Annotated in this window: 15 protein-coding genes; 9 read left to right on the forward strand and 6 right to left on the reverse strand. The window is 56.9% G+C overall.

Going from position 1 to position 15,073, the window contains the following annotated elements; genetic code table 11:
* The 3 genes from modB to ACESQ2_RS23815 all read right to left on the reverse strand — a co-directional run bounded on the left by modB (window position 1) and on the right by ACESQ2_RS23815 (window position 1,758).
* Complete coding sequence (modB, locus tag ACESQ2_RS23805; protein ID WP_004848997.1) at window positions 1-690, reverse strand: molybdate ABC transporter permease subunit; 690 nt, start codon at window positions 688-690, stop codon at window positions 1-3.
* Complete coding sequence (modA, locus tag ACESQ2_RS23810) at window positions 690-1,463, reverse strand: molybdate ABC transporter substrate-binding protein (protein WP_046878472.1); 774 nt, start codon at window positions 1,461-1,463, stop codon at window positions 690-692. Before modA ends, modB begins: the two co-directional genes overlap by 1 nt.
* A 145-nt stretch (window positions 1,464-1,608) precedes the next feature.
* A complete protein-coding gene (locus tag ACESQ2_RS23815) occupies window positions 1,609-1,758 on the reverse strand; it encodes an AcrZ family multidrug efflux pump-associated protein (RefSeq protein WP_004848993.1) in 150 nt (49 codons plus the stop codon).
* 153 nt (window positions 1,759-1,911) lie between these two features.
* On the opposite strand from ACESQ2_RS23815, the gene modE reads away from it, so the two are divergent.
* The 7 genes from modE to gpmA all read left to right on the forward strand — a co-directional run bounded on the left by modE (window position 1,912) and on the right by gpmA (window position 9,719).
* Window positions 1,912-2,700 (forward strand): molybdenum-dependent transcriptional regulator, encoded by a 789-nt coding sequence (modE, locus tag ACESQ2_RS23820; RefSeq protein WP_103814168.1) that lies wholly within the window; start codon window positions 1,912-1,914, stop codon window positions 2,698-2,700.
* Between the two features lie 67 nt (window positions 2,701-2,767).
* Window positions 2,768-4,237, forward strand: a complete 1,470-nt coding sequence (gene modF, locus ACESQ2_RS23825) for a molybdate ABC transporter ATP-binding protein ModF (protein WP_373171430.1) — start codon at window positions 2,768-2,770, stop codon at window positions 4,235-4,237.
* A 211-nt stretch (window positions 4,238-4,448) separates the two neighbouring features.
* Window positions 4,449-5,465 carry a UDP-glucose 4-epimerase GalE gene (gene galE / locus ACESQ2_RS23830; protein WP_046878470.1) on the forward strand — a complete coding sequence of 339 codons (1,017 nt, stop codon included), beginning with the start codon at window positions 4,449-4,451 and terminating at the stop codon, window positions 5,463-5,465.
* A 9-nt stretch (window positions 5,466-5,474) separates the two neighbouring features.
* On the forward strand, window positions 5,475-6,521 hold the full coding sequence (galT, locus tag ACESQ2_RS23835) for a galactose-1-phosphate uridylyltransferase (RefSeq protein WP_046878469.1): 1,047 nt from the start codon (window positions 5,475-5,477) through the stop codon (window positions 6,519-6,521).
* Between the two features lie 2 nt (window positions 6,522-6,523).
* A complete protein-coding gene (gene galK, locus ACESQ2_RS23840) occupies window positions 6,524-7,672 on the forward strand; it encodes a galactokinase (RefSeq protein ID WP_373171432.1) in 1,149 nt (382 codons plus the stop codon).
* Window positions 7,666-8,709: a galactose-1-epimerase gene (galM, locus tag ACESQ2_RS23845; protein WP_032748786.1), complete on the forward strand. Its 1,044-nt coding sequence runs from the start codon at window positions 7,666-7,668 to the stop codon at window positions 8,707-8,709. The genes galK and galM overlap by 7 nt, the downstream gene beginning before the upstream one ends.
* A gap of 257 nt (window positions 8,710-8,966) precedes the next feature.
* A complete protein-coding gene (gpmA, locus tag ACESQ2_RS23850; protein ID WP_004100351.1) occupies window positions 8,967-9,719 on the forward strand; it encodes a 2,3-diphosphoglycerate-dependent phosphoglycerate mutase in 753 nt (250 codons plus the stop codon).
* A gap of 67 nt (window positions 9,720-9,786) precedes the next feature.
* On the opposite strand, the gene aroG is transcribed toward gpmA, so the two are convergent.
* Window positions 9,787-10,839: a 3-deoxy-7-phosphoheptulonate synthase AroG gene (gene aroG, locus ACESQ2_RS23855; RefSeq protein WP_014228462.1), complete on the reverse strand. Its 1,053-nt coding sequence runs from the start codon at window positions 10,837-10,839 to the stop codon at window positions 9,787-9,789.
* 314 nt (window positions 10,840-11,153) lie between these two features.
* Between aroG and ACESQ2_RS23860 the strand changes: the two genes are divergently transcribed.
* On the forward strand, window positions 11,154-11,525 hold the full coding sequence (locus ACESQ2_RS23860) for a YbgS-like family protein (RefSeq protein WP_025108131.1): 372 nt from the start codon (window positions 11,154-11,156) through the stop codon (window positions 11,523-11,525).
* Between the two features lie 117 nt (window positions 11,526-11,642).
* Window positions 11,643-12,587 (forward strand): CDF family zinc transporter ZitB, encoded by a 945-nt coding sequence (zitB, locus tag ACESQ2_RS23865; protein WP_014228460.1) that lies wholly within the window; start codon window positions 11,643-11,645, stop codon window positions 12,585-12,587.
* Here zitB and pnuC read toward each other — a convergent pair.
* Together pnuC and nadA are read right to left on the reverse strand one after the other, a co-directional pair.
* Window positions 12,584-13,303 (reverse strand): nicotinamide riboside transporter PnuC, encoded by a 720-nt coding sequence (gene pnuC / locus ACESQ2_RS23870; RefSeq protein ID WP_014228459.1) that lies wholly within the window; start codon window positions 13,301-13,303, stop codon window positions 12,584-12,586. The genes zitB and pnuC overlap by 4 nt on opposite strands.
* Window positions 13,304-13,338: 35 nt before the next feature.
* Window positions 13,339-14,382, reverse strand: a complete 1,044-nt coding sequence (nadA, locus tag ACESQ2_RS23875) for a quinolinate synthase NadA (protein ID WP_046878464.1) — start codon at window positions 14,380-14,382, stop codon at window positions 13,339-13,341.
* Between the last annotated feature and the right edge of the window lie 691 nt (window positions 14,383-15,073).

Consider the following 15,073-nt stretch of genomic DNA (forward strand, 5'->3'; position numbering starts at 1 on the left):
TTATTTCCCCATCCGCTGACGGCTGAGGCGGGCCAGCCATTCGGAAATCAGCAGCGATACCAGCGCCAGCGCAATCGAAATCAAGCATAAACGCGCGGCCGCGCCTTCTCCCCCGGGGGTCTGGATCAGAGTATACATGGCCGAAGGGATGGTGCGCGTTTCGCCGGGAATATTGGAAACAAACGTGATGGTGGCGCCGAACTCGCCCAGCGAGCGGGCGAAAGCCAGCACGGTGCCGACGATAATGCCGGGTAGCGTCAACGGTAACGTAATAGTGAAAAACACCCGCCAGCGGCCAGCGCCGAGGGTACGCGCCGCCTGCTCGAGCTTGATGTCCACCCCTTCCAGCGCGAGGCGAATAGCCCGCACCATCAGCGGAAAGGACATCACCGCCGCCGCCAGTACCGCGCCGCGCCAGCTAAACGCGAAGCTCAGACCAAACCAGTCATACAGCCAGCTGCCGATAAAACCGCGTCGCCCCATCGCGATCAGCAAGAGATACCCTACCACCACCGGTGGCAATACCAGCGGCAGGTGGAGAATGCTATCGAGCAGCGCCTTACCGGGAAAATCTCGTCGCACCAGCAGCCAGGAGAAAAAGATGCCAAAAGGCAAGCTCAGTACCACCGCCAGGGAGGAGACTTTCAGGCTCAGCAGTACCGCCTGCCATTCAGGATCGCTTAAGAACATTAGTGGGTAGTAAATCCGTAACGTGTAAAGATGGCGGAAGCTTCCGGCCCTTTTAAATAGTCATAAAACGCGCTGACCGTGGCATTTTTATGGCCGTCGACGATTGCCAGCGGATATTCCACTTTCTTATGCGAATCTTCCGGGAAGGTACCGACAACTTTTACCCCCTTGCTGGCGACCGCATCGGAGCCGTAAACGATCCCCAGCGGCGCTTCGCTGCGTTCAACCAGGGCCAGCGCGCCGCGCACGTCTTCTGCCGGCGCCAGCTTCGGCGACAGGGTTTCCCAGGCTCCCAGCTTTTGCAGCGCCTCTTTCGCATAGATGCCAGCAGGCACGTGTTCCGGGTCACCTACGGCCAGGCGGCCGCCTTTCAGCAGGCTGGTCCAGTCGGTTTTATCATTAATGTTTATCTCGCCCTGCGCGCTGGCTTTTGGCGCCACGACAACCAGGCTGTTACCGAGAAGGGTCGCGCGCGAGGCGGTATCAATGCTCTTTTTCTCGACCGCGTAATCCATCCATTTTTGATCGGCGGAGATAAACAGATCCGCCGGCGCCCCCGCTTCAATCTGCCGTGCCAGGGTCGATGAAGAGGCAAATGAAGAAACCACCTCCACACCCTTCTCTTTTTTATACTCTTTGGCGATATCCTGCATGGCGTTGGTGAGCGATGCCGCGGCAAAAACCGTCACTTTGCCCTCTTCCGCCAGCGCGTGGCCCGCAACGGAGAGCGTTAACGTTGCTCCGGCAAAAAAGCGTAACCATTGACCTGTCATCTGAATCTCCCGTCGGTTCGTTATGTAATAGACAATATAACGATAGCGCCAGGTTTTTCCCAGCGAAAATTAGGGGTAATCAGCGTTCGAAAAATGGAGGGGGGGAAGAAATAAGAACGCCCGGCAGAACCGGGCGCGGGGGAAATCAGTGATTTTGCGGTCTGCTGTCTTTATGACCGGCTCCGGAGAAGAGGTTAAACACTTCGCCCAGTCCGTAAATCAGGCCCAGAATGACCGCCATCACCACAGGGACCATGACTACGGCAAAAACCAGACTTTTCAATAGCTCTAACATGGTTGGCTCCAGAAAGTACGAATAGTTTATTGTAACCAATTCAGCCGGAAAAACACGCCCCATTTGTGCGGTGCCCCGCTGGCCACCGTGAGAGATGCATCTTGCAAGATGACCGCTATCGGTCACAATACCCTTTTTCATCAGGATATGATTATGCAGGCTGAAATTCTTCTTACCCTCAAATTACAGCAGCGCCTGTTCGCCGATCCTCGCCGTATCGCCCTGCTGAAACAGATTGAACAGACCGGCTCGATTAGCCAGGGGGCAAAAAACGCGGGCATTAGCTATAAAAGCGCCTGGGATGCGATTAATGAAATGAATCAGCTCAGCGAGCAGACCCTGGTTGACCGGGCGACCGGCGGCAAAGGCGGCGGCGGCGCGGTCCTCACCCGCTACGGGCAGCGGCTGATTCAGCTCTACGACCTGCTGGCGCAGATTCAGCAGAAAGCGTTCGATGTCCTGAGCGATGATGACGCCCTTCCCCTCGACAGCCTGCTGGCTGCCATTTCGCGATTCTCTCTGCAGACCAGCGCGCGCAACCAGTGGTTTGGCACCATTACCGGCCGCGACCATCAGCAGGTCCAGCAGCACGTTGACGTCCTGCTGGCCGACGGCCAAACCCGCTTTAAGGTCGCGATTACCGCCCAAAGCGCCGATCGTCTGGGCCTTGAGGAAGGCCAGGAGGTACTGGTGCTGCTGAAAGCGCCGTGGGTTGGCATTACTCAGGATGCCGCACAGGCGGAACGGGCCGACAACCAGCTGACCGGACGTATCAACCACATCGAACGCGGGCCGGAACAGTGTGAAGTGCTGATGGCGCTCCCGGATGGGCAGAGCCTTTGCGCCACCCTGCCGGTGGAACAGACGCGCGATCTGGCGGAAGGGGCGGAGGTGATAGCATATTTTAATGCCGATCGCATCATTCTTGCCACGTTGTGCTAACGGCATTGACATTGCGCTCGCGAAGACGTATCCCTGAAGCAAATCGCTGCAAAAAGTGGGATACACAATGTCATTGTTGCAAATTTCGCAAGGCGCGTTTCGTCTTAGCGATACAAAAACGTTAAATATTGAACACCTCCGCGTGCAGGCTGGCGAGAGCTGGGCTTTCGTCGGCAGCAACGGCAGCGGGAAGTCGGCGCTTGCGCGGGTGCTCTCCGGCGAGCTGACCCTGCTAAGCGGGCAGCGTGAGTGCACCTTCTTGCGCATCACCCGTCTCTCTTTTGAGCAGCTGCAAAAGCTGGTCAGCGATGAGTGGCAGCGCAATAACACCGATTTGCTCAGCCCGGGAGAAGAAGACACCGGCCGCACGACGGCGGAAATTATCCAGGATGAGTTTAAAGACCCCTCCCGCTGCGCCCGCCTTGCTGAACAGTTTGCAATTAGCCACCTGCTCGAACGCCGTTTTAAATATCTCTCTACCGGCGAAACGCGCAAGACCCTGCTGTGCCAGGCGCTGATGGGCGATCCCGACCTGCTTATTCTTGATGAGCCGTTCGACGGTCTTGATGTCGCCTCGCGCCAGCAGCTCGCCGGGATGTTGGCCGCGCTGAACGGCGAAGGTATCACCCTGGTGCTGGTCCTCAATCGTTTTGACGAGATCCCGGCGTTCGTTCAGTATGCCGGGGTGCTGGCGGACTGCGTGCTGAGCGAAACCGGCGAAAAGCAGGCCCTGCTGCAGCAGGCGCTTATTGCCCAGCTCGCCCATAGCGAAAAGCTTGACGGCATGACGCTGCCGGAGCCGGACGCACCGGCAGCGCGTCTTGCGCTGGACGCCGAAGCGCCGCTCATCGTGCTGAACGACGGCGTGGTTTCGTACAACGATCGTCCGATCATTAACCGCCTGAGCTGGACGGTGAACCCTGGCGAACACTGGCAGATAGTCGGCCCCAACGGCGCCGGTAAATCCACGCTGCTCAGCCTGATTACCGGCGACCATCCTCAGGGATACAGCAACGACCTGACCCTGTTTGGCCGCCGCCGCGGCAGCGGTGAAACCATCTGGGATATCAAAAAGCATATTGGCTACGTCAGCAGCAGCCTGCACCTTGAATACCGCGTCAGCACCAACGTGCGTAACGTGATTCTCTCCGGCTACTTCGACTCAATCGGCATCTATCAGGCCGTATCTGACAAGCAGCATAAGCTGGTGCAGAACTGGCTGGATATTCTGGGTATCGACAAACGCACCGCCGATGCGCCGTTCCATAGCCTCTCCTGGGGGCAGCAGCGGCTGGCGCTGATCGTCCGCGCCCTGGTCAAACATCCCACTCTGCTGATCCTTGACGAACCGCTGCAGGGGCTGGACCCGCTCAACCGCCAGCTGGTGCGCCGCTTCGTTGATGTGCTGATTGGCGAAGGGGCGACGCAGCTGCTGTTTGTCTCTCATCACGCCGAAGACGCCCCGGACTGTATCACCCACCGACTGGCCTTTGTGAGTAGTGGAGACGGTTACACTTACCAGCTGGATCCGCTGTAAAATTAAGCCTGTACAGGGGTCTGCTGATCCCTGTTTTTTTCAGAATAATAGCTACCAGACATAACATCACCCTGTTTTTAAAACAAAAAAACTCAAATGGGCTGTTTAAAAATTTTAGTGTAAACGATTCCACCAATTTGGCCTGTGTCACACTTTTGGCTTCTTTGGTATGCTATCTTCTTCTCACACGATAAGCCTATTGGAGCGAATCATGAAAGTACTGGTTACAGGTGGTAGCGGTTACATTGGAAGTCACACCTGCGTTCAACTGCTACTGCAGGGACACGAAGTGATTATTCTCGACAATCTCTGCAACAGTAAGCGCAGCGTATTGCCAATCATTGAACGTCTCGGCGGGAAAAGCGCCACCTTTGTCGAAGGCGACATTCGTAACGAAGCGCTGATGACGGAAATTCTCCACGATCACGCCATTGAAGCGGTGATCCATTTCGCCGGCCTGAAAGCCGTCGGGGAATCCGTCGCTAAGCCGCTGGAGTACTACGACAACAACGTAACCGGCACACTGAAACTCGTTTCCGCCATGCGCGCCGCGGGCGTGAAAAACTTTATTTTCAGCTCCTCCGCGACCGTCTACGGCGACCAGCCCAAAATCCCTTACGTCGAAAGCTTCCCGACCGGTACGCCTCAGAGCCCTTACGGTAAAAGCAAGCTGATGGTTGAGCAGATCCTGACCGACCTGCAAAAAGCGCAGCCGGACTGGAGCATCGCGCTGCTGCGCTACTTCAATCCGGTCGGCGCGCATCCGTCGGGCGATATGGGGGAAGATCCGCAGGGTATTCCGAACAACCTGATGCCGTATATCGCGCAGGTCGCGGTTGGCCGCCGTGAATCGCTGGCGGTATTCGGCAACGACTACCCAACCGAAGATGGCACCGGCGTACGCGACTACATTCACGTGATGGACCTGGCAGACGGCCACGTCGCGGCGATGGAAAAACTGGCCGATAAAGCCGGCGTGCATATCTACAACCTTGGCGCAGGCGTCGGCAGCAGCGTGCTCGACGTGGTCAAAGCATTTAGCAAAGCCTGCGGCAAACCGATTAACTACCACTTCGCACCGCGCCGCGAAGGCGACCTCCCGGCCTACTGGGCGGACGCTGAAAAGGCCGATCGCGAGCTGAACTGGCGCGTGACGCGCAACCTTGACGAAATGGCGCAGGACACCTGGCACTGGCAGTCCCGTCATCCGCAGGGTTATCCCGACTAAGGAACCTTCATGAGCGTATTTAACCCCGTCGACCATCCACATCGTCGTTATAACCCGTTAACCGGGCAGTGGATTCTGGTTTCTCCGCATCGCGCCAAGCGCCCCTGGCAGGGGGCGCAGGAAACGCCGGCAAAACAGACCTTGCCCGAGCACGACCCGGACTGTTTCCTGTGCCCGGGTAATACCCGCGTCACCGGCGACAAAAACCCGAACTACACCGGTACGTTTGTTTTTACCAATGACTTTGCGGCTTTGATGACCGATACCCCTGACGCCCCGGAAAGCGACGACCCGCTTATGCGCTGTCAGAGCGCCCGCGGTACCAGCCGGGTCATCTGCTTCTCGCCAGACCACAGCAAAACGCTGCCGGAACTGAGCGTGGAGGCGCTGGAAGGCGTGGTTAAAACGTGGCAGGAGCAGACCGCCGACCTCGGAAAAACCTACCCGTGGGTGCAGGTCTTTGAAAATAAAGGCGCGGCAATGGGCTGCTCCAACCCACATCCGCATGGCCAGGTGTGGGCAAACAGCTTTCTGCCTAACGAGGCGGAACGCGAAGATCGTCTGCAAAAAGCGTACTTCACCGAGCACGGCGCGCCGATGCTGGTGGATTACGCGCAGCGCGAATTAGCCGACGGTAGCCGCACCGTTGTCGAGACCGAACACTGGCTCGCGGTGGTCCCTTACTGGGCAGCGTGGCCCTTCGAGACGCTGCTGTTGCCGAAAGCGCACGTACAGCGCCTGACTGATTTAACCGATGACCAGCGCAGCGACCTCGCGCTGGCGCTGAAAAAGCTGACCAGCCGTTACGACAACCTGTTCCAGTGCTCATTCCCCTACTCTATGGGCTGGCACGGCGCGCCGTTTAACGATGAAGAGAATAATCACTGGCAGCTGCACGCACATTTTTATCCGCCGCTACTGCGCTCCGCGACGGTGCGTAAATTTATGGTCGGCTATGAAATGCTGGCTGAAACCCAGCGTGACCTGACGGCCGAGCAGGCCGCCGAGCGTCTGCGCGCTGTGAGCGACGTCCATTTTCGCGAATCCGGAGTATAACCATGAGTCTGAAAGAGAAAACCCAAGCCCTGTTTGCTGAGAAATTTGGCTATCCGGCCAGCCATGTTATCCAGGCCCCCGGCCGCGTTAACCTGATCGGCGAGCATACCGACTATAACGATGGGTTCGTGCTGCCCTGCGCCATTGATTACCAGACGGTCATCGCCTGTGCGCCGCGCGACGATCGTACCGTGCGGGTGATTGCCGCCGATTACGACAATCAGACCGATGAATTCTCTCTCGACTCGCCGATTACCAGCCACGATACCCAGCAGTGGTCAAACTATGTCCGCGGCGTGGTGAAGCATCTCCGGCAGCGAAATAACGCTTTCGGCGGCGCGGATCTGGTCATCAGCGGCAACGTGCCGCAGGGCGCGGGGTTAAGCTCTTCGGCTTCGCTGGAAGTCGCCGTCGGCACCGTGTTCCAGCAGCTGTACCATCTGCCGCTCGACGGCGCGCAAATCGCGCTGAACGGTCAGGAAGCGGAAAACCAGTTCGTCGGCTGCAACTGCGGCATTATGGACCAGCTGATCTCCGCGCTCGGTAAAAAAGATCACGCGCTGCTGATCGACTGCCGCTCCCTGGGGACCAAAGCGGTCTCGATGCCGAAAGGCGTCGCGGTGGTGATTATTAACAGTAACTTTAAGCGCACTCTGGTCGGCAGCGAATACAACACACGCCGCGAGCAGTGTGAAACCGGCGCGCGTTTCTTCCAGCAGCCGGCCCTGCGCGACGTCACGTTGCAAGAGTTCAACGCCGTCGCCCACGAGCTTGACCCGGTGGTCGCCAAACGCGTTCGCCACGTGCTGACTGAAAACGCCCGCACCGTAGAAGCCGCCGCGGCGCTGGAAAAAGGCGACCTGCTGCGGATGGGCGAGCTGATGGCGGAATCCCACGCCTCCATGCGCGATGATTTTGAAATCACCGTCCCGCAGATTGATACCCTGGTGGACATCGTCAAGGCGACCATCGGCGATAAAGGCGGCGTTCGCATGACCGGCGGCGGTTTCGGCGGCTGTATCGTCGCCCTGGTGCCGGAAGATCTGGTCGAGACCGTACAGCAGGCCGTTGCCAAAGAGTATGAAGCGAAAACCGGTATCAAAGAGACCTTTTACGTCTGCAAACCGTCGCAGGGAGCTGGACAATGCTAAACCCAACAACGGAGCTGGCGCCGGACGGCCAGCCGTGGAATCTCCTCACCCTGCGTAACGACGCAGGCATGACGGTCACCGTAATGGACTGGGGCGCGACGCTGCTCTCCGCTCGCGTGACGCTGGCCGACGGCAGCGTACGCGAAGCGCTGCTCGGCTGCGCGACCCCTGGCGACTATACGCGCCAGGCCGCCTATCTCGGCGCTTCCGTAGGCCGTTACGCGAACCGTATCGCCAACAGCCGCTTTTCCCTTGATGGCCGTAGCGTTAATCTGACGCCCTCCAACGAGGCCGGCCATCAGCTGCACGGCGGTCCTGAAGGTTTTGATAAGCGCCGCTGGCAGATTGTCAGCGCCGACGATCGTCACGCGCTGTTTTCACTCTCCTCCCACGATGGCGATCAGGGGTTCCCCGGCAATCTGACGGCTACGGCGCACTACCGCCTGACCGACGATAATCGTATCGCCATCGAGTATCGCGCCACCGTTGATCAGCCCTGCCCGGTAAACCTGACCAACCACGTCTATTTCAACCTTGATGGCGTGCAGAGCGACGTGCGTAGCCATAAGCTGCAAATCTTTGCCGATGCGTATCTGCCCGTTGAGAGCGACGGTATTCCGGGAGGCGATTTGCAAAACGTCACCCTGACCAGCTTCGATTTCCGCACGCCGAAGATGCTGGCGGACGATTTCCTGCGCGATGAAGACCAGCAAAAGGTCAAAGGTTACGACCACGCCTTTCTGCTCCAGGCGCTGGGCGATGCCAAAAGCCCGGCGGCTCACGTCTGGTCGCAGGACGAAAAGCTGCAGATGACGGTCTATACCTCCGCTCCGGCGCTGCAGTTCTACTCCGGCAACTATTTGGCCGGCACGCCGTCGCGCACGGCGCAGCCTTACGCTGACTGGCAAGGTCTGGCTCTGGAGAGCGAGTTCCTGCCGGATTCACCGAACCATCCGGAATGGCCGCAGCCGGACTGCGTACTGCGCCCCGGCGAAGAGTACGTCAGCCTGACGGAATATCAGTTTATTGCGAAATAATACCCAGCCCTCCTGATGGAGGGCTTTTTTTTATCCTTTCGCTGAAAAATACGCCACTTACAGACAAAAACATAACCACTGTTTTACAAGCACCTTACACTGAGCGACTATTTTCGCTATGGTTAGGGATAAGCATTGCCGTGAGGTAAGTCGCGGCAATATAATGAGAATAGTTATCAATCAATAAATATACACACTACAGATTTCGGGTCGCATCAAGGCGGCGCGAAAGATGACGTGTATTGAGGAGTAAGTGTATGGCTGTAACTAAGCTGGTACTCGTTCGTCACGGCGAAAGCCAATGGAACAACGAAAACCGTTTCACCGGTTGGTATGACGTTGACCTGTCTGAAAAAGGCGTGGGTGAAGCAAAAGCGGCCGGCAAGCTGCTGAAAGAAGAAGGCTTCAGCTTCGACTTTGCTTATACCTCTGTGCTGAAACGTGCCATCCACACCCTGTGGAACGTGCTGGACGAACTGGATCAGGCCTGGCTGCCGGTAGAAAAGTCCTGGAAACTGAACGAGCGTCACTACGGTGCGCTGCAGGGCCTCAACAAAGCGGAAACCGCTGAAAAATACGGTGACGAGCAGGTTAAGCAGTGGCGTCGCGGCTTTGCGGTAACGCCGCCGGAGCTGACCAAAGACGACGAGCGCTACCCGGGTCACGATCCGCGCTATGCAAAACTGACCGACGCTGAGCTGCCTACCACCGAGAGCCTGGCGCTGACCATCGACCGCGTCGTGCCGTACTGGAATGAAACCATTCTGCCGCGTCTGAAAAGCGGTGAGCGCGTGATTATCGCCGCTCACGGTAACTCCCTGCGCGCGCTGGTGAAATACCTCGACAACATGGGCGAAGCAGAGATCCTCGAACTGAACATCCCGACCGGCGTACCGCTGGTGTATGAGTTCGACGAGAACTTCAAGCCTATTAAACATTACTATCTGGGTAACGCCGACGAGATTGCCGCGAAAGCCGCTGCCGTAGCGAACCAGGGTAAAGCGAAGTAATTTTCGCGGGATGTAAAAAAAGCGTGGAGCCCTCCACGCTTTTTTATTTTGAGACTCGCCGTAAAACCTAACCGCGGCGCGCTTTTACCGCATTCGCCAGCTGGCGAAGCAGCGTATCGGTATCTTCCCACCCGATACAGGCATCAGTAATGCTTTTACCGTAGGCCAGCGGCTCACCGCTGTCGAGGCTCTGATTGCCTTCCACCAGATGGCTTTCGATCATCACGCCCATAATCGCCCGCTCGCCGCCGGCAACCTGCTGGCATACGTCTGTGCCGACATCCATCTGCTTTTTAAACTGTTTGCTGGAGTTGGCATGGCTGAAATCGATCATGATCTGAGCGGGCAGGCCTGCTTTCGCCAGACCCACCTTCACTTCTGCCACGTGCTGCGCGCTGTAGTTCGGCTCTTTACCGCCGCGCAGGATAATATGGCAATCGCTATTGCCGCTGGTGTTCACAATCGCCGAATGTCCCCATTTGGTCACCGACAGGAAACAGTGCGGCGCACCGGCGGCATTGATGGCGTCGATAGCGACTTTAATGGTGCCATCTGTGCCGTTTTTAAAGCCTACCGGGCAGGAGAGGCCGGAAGAGAGTTCGCGGTGCACCTGTGACTCGGTGGTACGCGCGCCAATCGCGCCCCAGCTCATCAGGTCGGCAAGATACTGCGGGGTGATCATATCGAGGAACTCCCCGGCCGCTGGCAGTCCGCTGTCGTTAATATCAAGCAGCAGCTTGCGTGCGATCCGCAGACCATCGTTGATGCGGAAGCTGTTATCCATATGCGGATCGTTGATCAGCCCTTTCCAGCCCACGGTGGTGCGCGGTTTTTCAAAATACACGCGCATCACGATTTCCAGCTCGCCTTTAAGCTCTTCGCGAAGCGCGAGCAGACGCTCGGCATACTCTTTTGCCGCCGCCGGATCGTGAATGGAGCATGGACCAATCACGACCAGCAGCCGATCGTCATGACCTTTCAGGATCTGGTGGATCGCTTTGCGCGCATGCGCAACGGTGTTGGCGGCGTTTTCGGTAGCGGGGAATTTTTCCAGGAGCGCAACGGGAGGTAATAATTCGTTGATCTCTTTAATGCGTAAATCGTCGTTCTGATAATTCATCTTATTTCCAGCGTTGCCATACTTATCTAGTTAAATGCAATCCCTCCAATCTATCTCTTCACTCAAAAAGTGTAAACGTGATTTTACAGTAGCGGCAGAATATTCCTGGAAATAGGCTAAAAAACGCCATAAAGTCGCGGAATAGTGGCCACAAGCTATAATTTTTAACTGTTATAACTTAATTTTCTTTAGCATTCAGCATTATATATTAATGCCGCTCGCTAACAGCGAAGCTTTAACCACAACGAGTAGAACCTCCGGCAATGCACTGTTGGAAGAGGTAATTCGGTAAATCGATATAACAGGAGCATCCAATGAAAATGAACAAGCTAACCAGTCTTCTCCTCGCAGCAACCCTGGGCCTGGCCAGCGGCGCGGCGCTGGCCGCCGATACCGGCGCGCAGTCGAACAACGGGCAGGCCAATTCGGCAGCCGACGCGGGTCAGGTTGCCCCCGACGCGCGTGAAAACGTGGCGCCAAACAACGTGGACAACGGTAAAATTAACGCTGGTTCCACCGATACCGGCGGCACCATGCTCCACCCCAACGGCTCGACCATGAACCACGACGGGATGTCGAGCGATGAAGTCCACAAAAACTCAATGTGCAAAGATGGCCGCTGCCCGGATACCGATAAAAAGGTCGGCCAGGACGAGGCGACGAAAACCGACGGTACCACCCAATAATCTGCGCGGTATCCGCCCGGAAGGAGAGCTAAGGCTCTCCTTTTTTCATTTTATTCACCCCAAGAGGTGAATCATGTCATAAAGTAATCATCAAAATAATAATGTAGGGATGGCACCATGGGGCAATCACACTCGCATAATTCTCCGCAATCCACCGAAGATAATAATGCCCGTCGGCTGCTGCTGGCGTTCTGCGTCACGGCCGGATTCATGTTGGTTGAGGTTGCAGGCGGACTTATTTCAGGTTCGCTGGCGCTGCTGGCCGATGCCGGGCATATGCTGACGGACGCCGCAGCGCTGCTGTTCGCCTTTCTGGCCGTGCGTTTCGCCAGTCGCCCGCCTAATGCTCAACACACCTTTGGCTGGCTGCGGCTGACCACGCTGGCGGCCTTTCTCAATGCTATCGCCTTAGTGGTCATTACGATATTAATCGTCTGGGAGGCCATTCAGCGTTTTCATCATCCGCAACCGGTAGCCGGTAAAACCATGATGATCATCGCCGTTGCCGGCCTGCTGGCCAATATTCTGGCCTTCTGGATCCTCCATCGCGGCAGTGAAGAGCGTAACCTCAACGTGCGGGCCGCCGCTCTGCATGTGCTGGGAGATCTACTCGGTTCGGTTGGGGCCATTATTGCCGCAATCGTGATCATCACCACCGGCTGGACGCCTATCGATCCTATTCTGTCCGTGCTGGTATCGTGCCTGGTTCTGCGCAGCGCATGGCGTTTGCTGCAGGAGAGCGTTAATGAGCTGCTGGAGGGCGCGCCGCGTTCGCTTGACGTCGACGCCTTAAAGCGCGATTTGCGCCGCTCGATACCTGAAGTTCGCGACGTACACCACGTTCATGCGTGGCTGGTAGGAGAAAAAACGGTGATGACGCTGCACGTGCAGGTGGTACCGCCGCACGATCACGACGGCCTGCTTGAACGAATCCAGGGCTTCTTACAGCATAAGTATGAAATTGAACACATTACGGTTCAGATGGAGTATCAGCCCTGCAGCGGCCCGGAGTGCCGTCTGAACATGACGCACGCCGGGCATGGACATCATCATCACCATTAGCGGGAAAACGCGTGAGAGCCGCGCTCACGCGCGCTGTTAATCCACATACGGCTGCCGTTGAGGGCGATGAAGGTCAGCAGCAGATATTCGAGCGACATCGCATAAACGCCCTGCAGGGCGAAAATAACCACGCTGATGACGTTGATAATCACCCACAGCAGCCAGTTTTCGACGTATTTGCGCGTCATCAGGATCATCGCCGCAACCGAGAGAACCATCATGCAGGAGTCCCAGAACGGGAACGCGTCTGGCTGCAGCGCCGGCATAGCAACCTGCAGGCCCAGGGTATGCATCAGCGCGACGGCAATCCTGGTCAGAAACGCAAAAACCGGATCGATAAATACCGTCATCAGGCCAATCGCCACCACGCAGGCCGCCAGCCAGCCTAACGCTTTCGGCAGCGGCAGCCAGCGGATTTGCAGTTCCGCCTGGTTATCGCTGGTTTGTCGTGACCAGGCGTACCAGCCGTAGACGTTGGCCGCGAAGAAAAAGATCTGCAGCAGAAGGCTGGCGTAGAGCTGGATCTGAAAGAAGATAATGGCAAACAGCGTGACGTTGATCAGCCCAAAGGCATAGTTGGCAATCTTCTCCAGGCTCGCCAGCCAGATGCACAGCAATCCTGCGACGGTGCCGACCGCTTCAATCCACGACAGGTCATATCCTCCGGCGCCAATGGGTATATGCACTAATATGTTCTGCGTACTAAAAAAATCCATCTTATCCCCAGAGCGTTCTGTAACGCAGTAATGAGCTATCCCCGAAGTGTAGCCGCAAAATCGAGCATTCTGTTTAGCGGAACCAGCGCCCCGGTTCGCAGCTGTTCATCAACGTGAATTTCATGTTCAACGCCTCCCTTTTCCAGCCCTTCCGCAATCGACTGCAGGCCGTTCATCGCCATCCACGGACAGTGGGCGCAGCTGCGACAGGTTGCCCCTTCGCCTGCCGTAGGCGCTTCCAGCAGCTCTTTTTCCGGTACCGCCTGCTGCATTTTGTAGAAAATGCCGCGGTCGGTGGCGACGATGAGCTGCTTGTGCGGCAGCGTTTTAGCGGCATTGATCAACTGGCTGGTTGACCCCACCGCGTCAGCCATATCGACAATCGCCTGCGGTGATTCCGGGTGAACCAGCACCGCGGCCTGCGGATAAAGCGCCCGCATTCTCGCCAGCGCTTGAGTTTTGAATTCATCATGAACGATGCAGGCGCCCTGCCAGCACAGTACGTCGGCGCCGGTCTGTTTCTGCACATAGCTACCTAAATGGCGGTCCGGCGCCCAGATGATTTTTTCACCCATGCTATCAAGATGCTCAATGAGTTCCACGGCGATGCTCGACGTCACAACCCAGTCGGCGCGCGCCTTTACCGCCGCTGAAGTATTGGCGTAGACCACGACCGTACGATCCGGATGCGCATCGCAGAAAGCGCTAAACTCCTCGATCGGGCAGCCCAGATCGAGCGAGCACTCCGCGTGGAGCGTGGGCATCAGGATGGTTTTTTCCGGGCTGAGAATTTTCGCCGTTTCTCCCATAAAGCGCACGCCGGCGACCAACAGCGTCGAGGCAGAATGTCGGGCGCCGAAGCGCGCCATCTCCAGGGAATCGGAGATACAGCCGCCGGTCTCTTCGGCCAGCTGCTGAATTTCGGGGTCGGTATAGTAATGGGCCACCATCACCGCATCGCGCTCGCGCAGCAGGCGTTTTATTTTTTCGCGATAAAAGTGCTTCTCATCGCGGTTTAACGGCATGGGCTTCGGAGGAAAAGGATAAATCGCCGCTTCCGGGTCAAACATTACGCTCATCTTGCAGTCTCGTTTCACTGGCTTAACTTTCAGACCGTAATAATGCCTGAAGAAAGGTATTAACCGGTCATAGTGTTTTATATGCTAAACAAGATAGCCGATTGTGCAGAAAATGTCGTGAGGAATTTTTCCCACAGAGAGCATTTCCCGGAGGCGATGCTGCGCATCTGTCCAGGCTGCTAAACCTGCAGAACGCACGAATCTGTAGCCCGGGCAAGGCGCGTCAAGCGCCGCCCCCGGGATGAAGCCACGCAAAGGCATCAGGCCGTCACATTTCCCGGAGGCGATGCTGCGCATCTGTCCGGGCTGCCAAACCTGCAGAACGCACGAATCTGTAGCCCGGGCAAGGCGCGTCAAGCGCCGCCCCCGGAATGAAGCCACGCAAAGGCATCAGGCCCGGCACATTTCCCGGAGGCGATGCTACGCATCTGTCCGGGCTACTGGCCTGTGCCAATTGTAGCCACGGTAAACGCAGCGCGACGGTAGAATAACGCAGCATTAAGGTATTGCGGATTATTGTGATTTTTGAGGAAATGGCAGATAGCAAAAAAGCGCCTTTAGGGCGCTTTTTTACATTGGTGGGTCGTGCAGGATGACTCGCTTCGCTCGCCCTACGGGCCGTTGCTGACGCAACGTTATCCTTCACGCTTAACATCTGAGTTTGATGTTAAATTGGTGGGTCGTGCAGGAT

The organism is Klebsiella sp. Q11 (assembly GCF_964241505.1).
Taxonomy (GTDB): Bacteria; Pseudomonadota; Gammaproteobacteria; order Enterobacterales; family Enterobacteriaceae; genus Klebsiella; species Klebsiella michiganensis.

Bases quoted from the DNA above. Each gene is read 5' to 3' on its own strand.
- modA (WP_046878472.1), bottom strand. From the start codon at position 1,463: ATGACAGGTCAATGGTTACGCTTTTTTGCCGGAGCAACGTTAACGCTC.
- nadA (WP_046878464.1), bottom strand. From the start codon at position 14,382: ATGAGCGTAATGTTTGACCCGGAAGCGGCGATTTATCCTTTTCCTCCG.
- ACESQ2_RS23815 (WP_004848993.1), bottom strand. From the start codon at position 1,758: ATGTTAGAGCTATTGAAAAGTCTGGTTTTTGCCGTAGTCATGGTCCCT.
- gpmA (WP_004100351.1), top strand. From the start codon at position 8,967: ATGGCTGTAACTAAGCTGGTACTCGTTCGTCACGGCGAAAGCCAATGG.
- modF (WP_373171430.1), top strand. From the start codon at position 2,768: ATGTCATTGTTGCAAATTTCGCAAGGCGCGTTTCGTCTTAGCGATACA.
- galK (WP_373171432.1), top strand. From the start codon at position 6,524: ATGAGTCTGAAAGAGAAAACCCAAGCCCTGTTTGCTGAGAAATTTGGC.
- modB (WP_004848997.1), bottom strand. From the start codon at position 690: ATGTTCTTAAGCGATCCTGAATGGCAGGCGGTACTGCTGAGCCTGAAA.
- modE (WP_103814168.1), top strand. From the start codon at position 1,912: ATGCAGGCTGAAATTCTTCTTACCCTCAAATTACAGCAGCGCCTGTTC.
- ACESQ2_RS23860 (WP_025108131.1), top strand. From the start codon at position 11,154: ATGAAAATGAACAAGCTAACCAGTCTTCTCCTCGCAGCAACCCTGGGC.
- galM (WP_032748786.1), top strand. From the start codon at position 7,666: ATGCTAAACCCAACAACGGAGCTGGCGCCGGACGGCCAGCCGTGGAAT.
- zitB (WP_014228460.1), top strand. From the start codon at position 11,643: ATGGGGCAATCACACTCGCATAATTCTCCGCAATCCACCGAAGATAAT.
- galE (WP_046878470.1), top strand. From the start codon at position 4,449: ATGAAAGTACTGGTTACAGGTGGTAGCGGTTACATTGGAAGTCACACC.
- galT (WP_046878469.1), top strand. From the start codon at position 5,475: ATGAGCGTATTTAACCCCGTCGACCATCCACATCGTCGTTATAACCCG.
- pnuC (WP_014228459.1), bottom strand. From the start codon at position 13,303: ATGGATTTTTTTAGTACGCAGAACATATTAGTGCATATACCCATTGGC.
- aroG (WP_014228462.1), bottom strand. From the start codon at position 10,839: ATGAATTATCAGAACGACGATTTACGCATTAAAGAGATCAACGAATTA.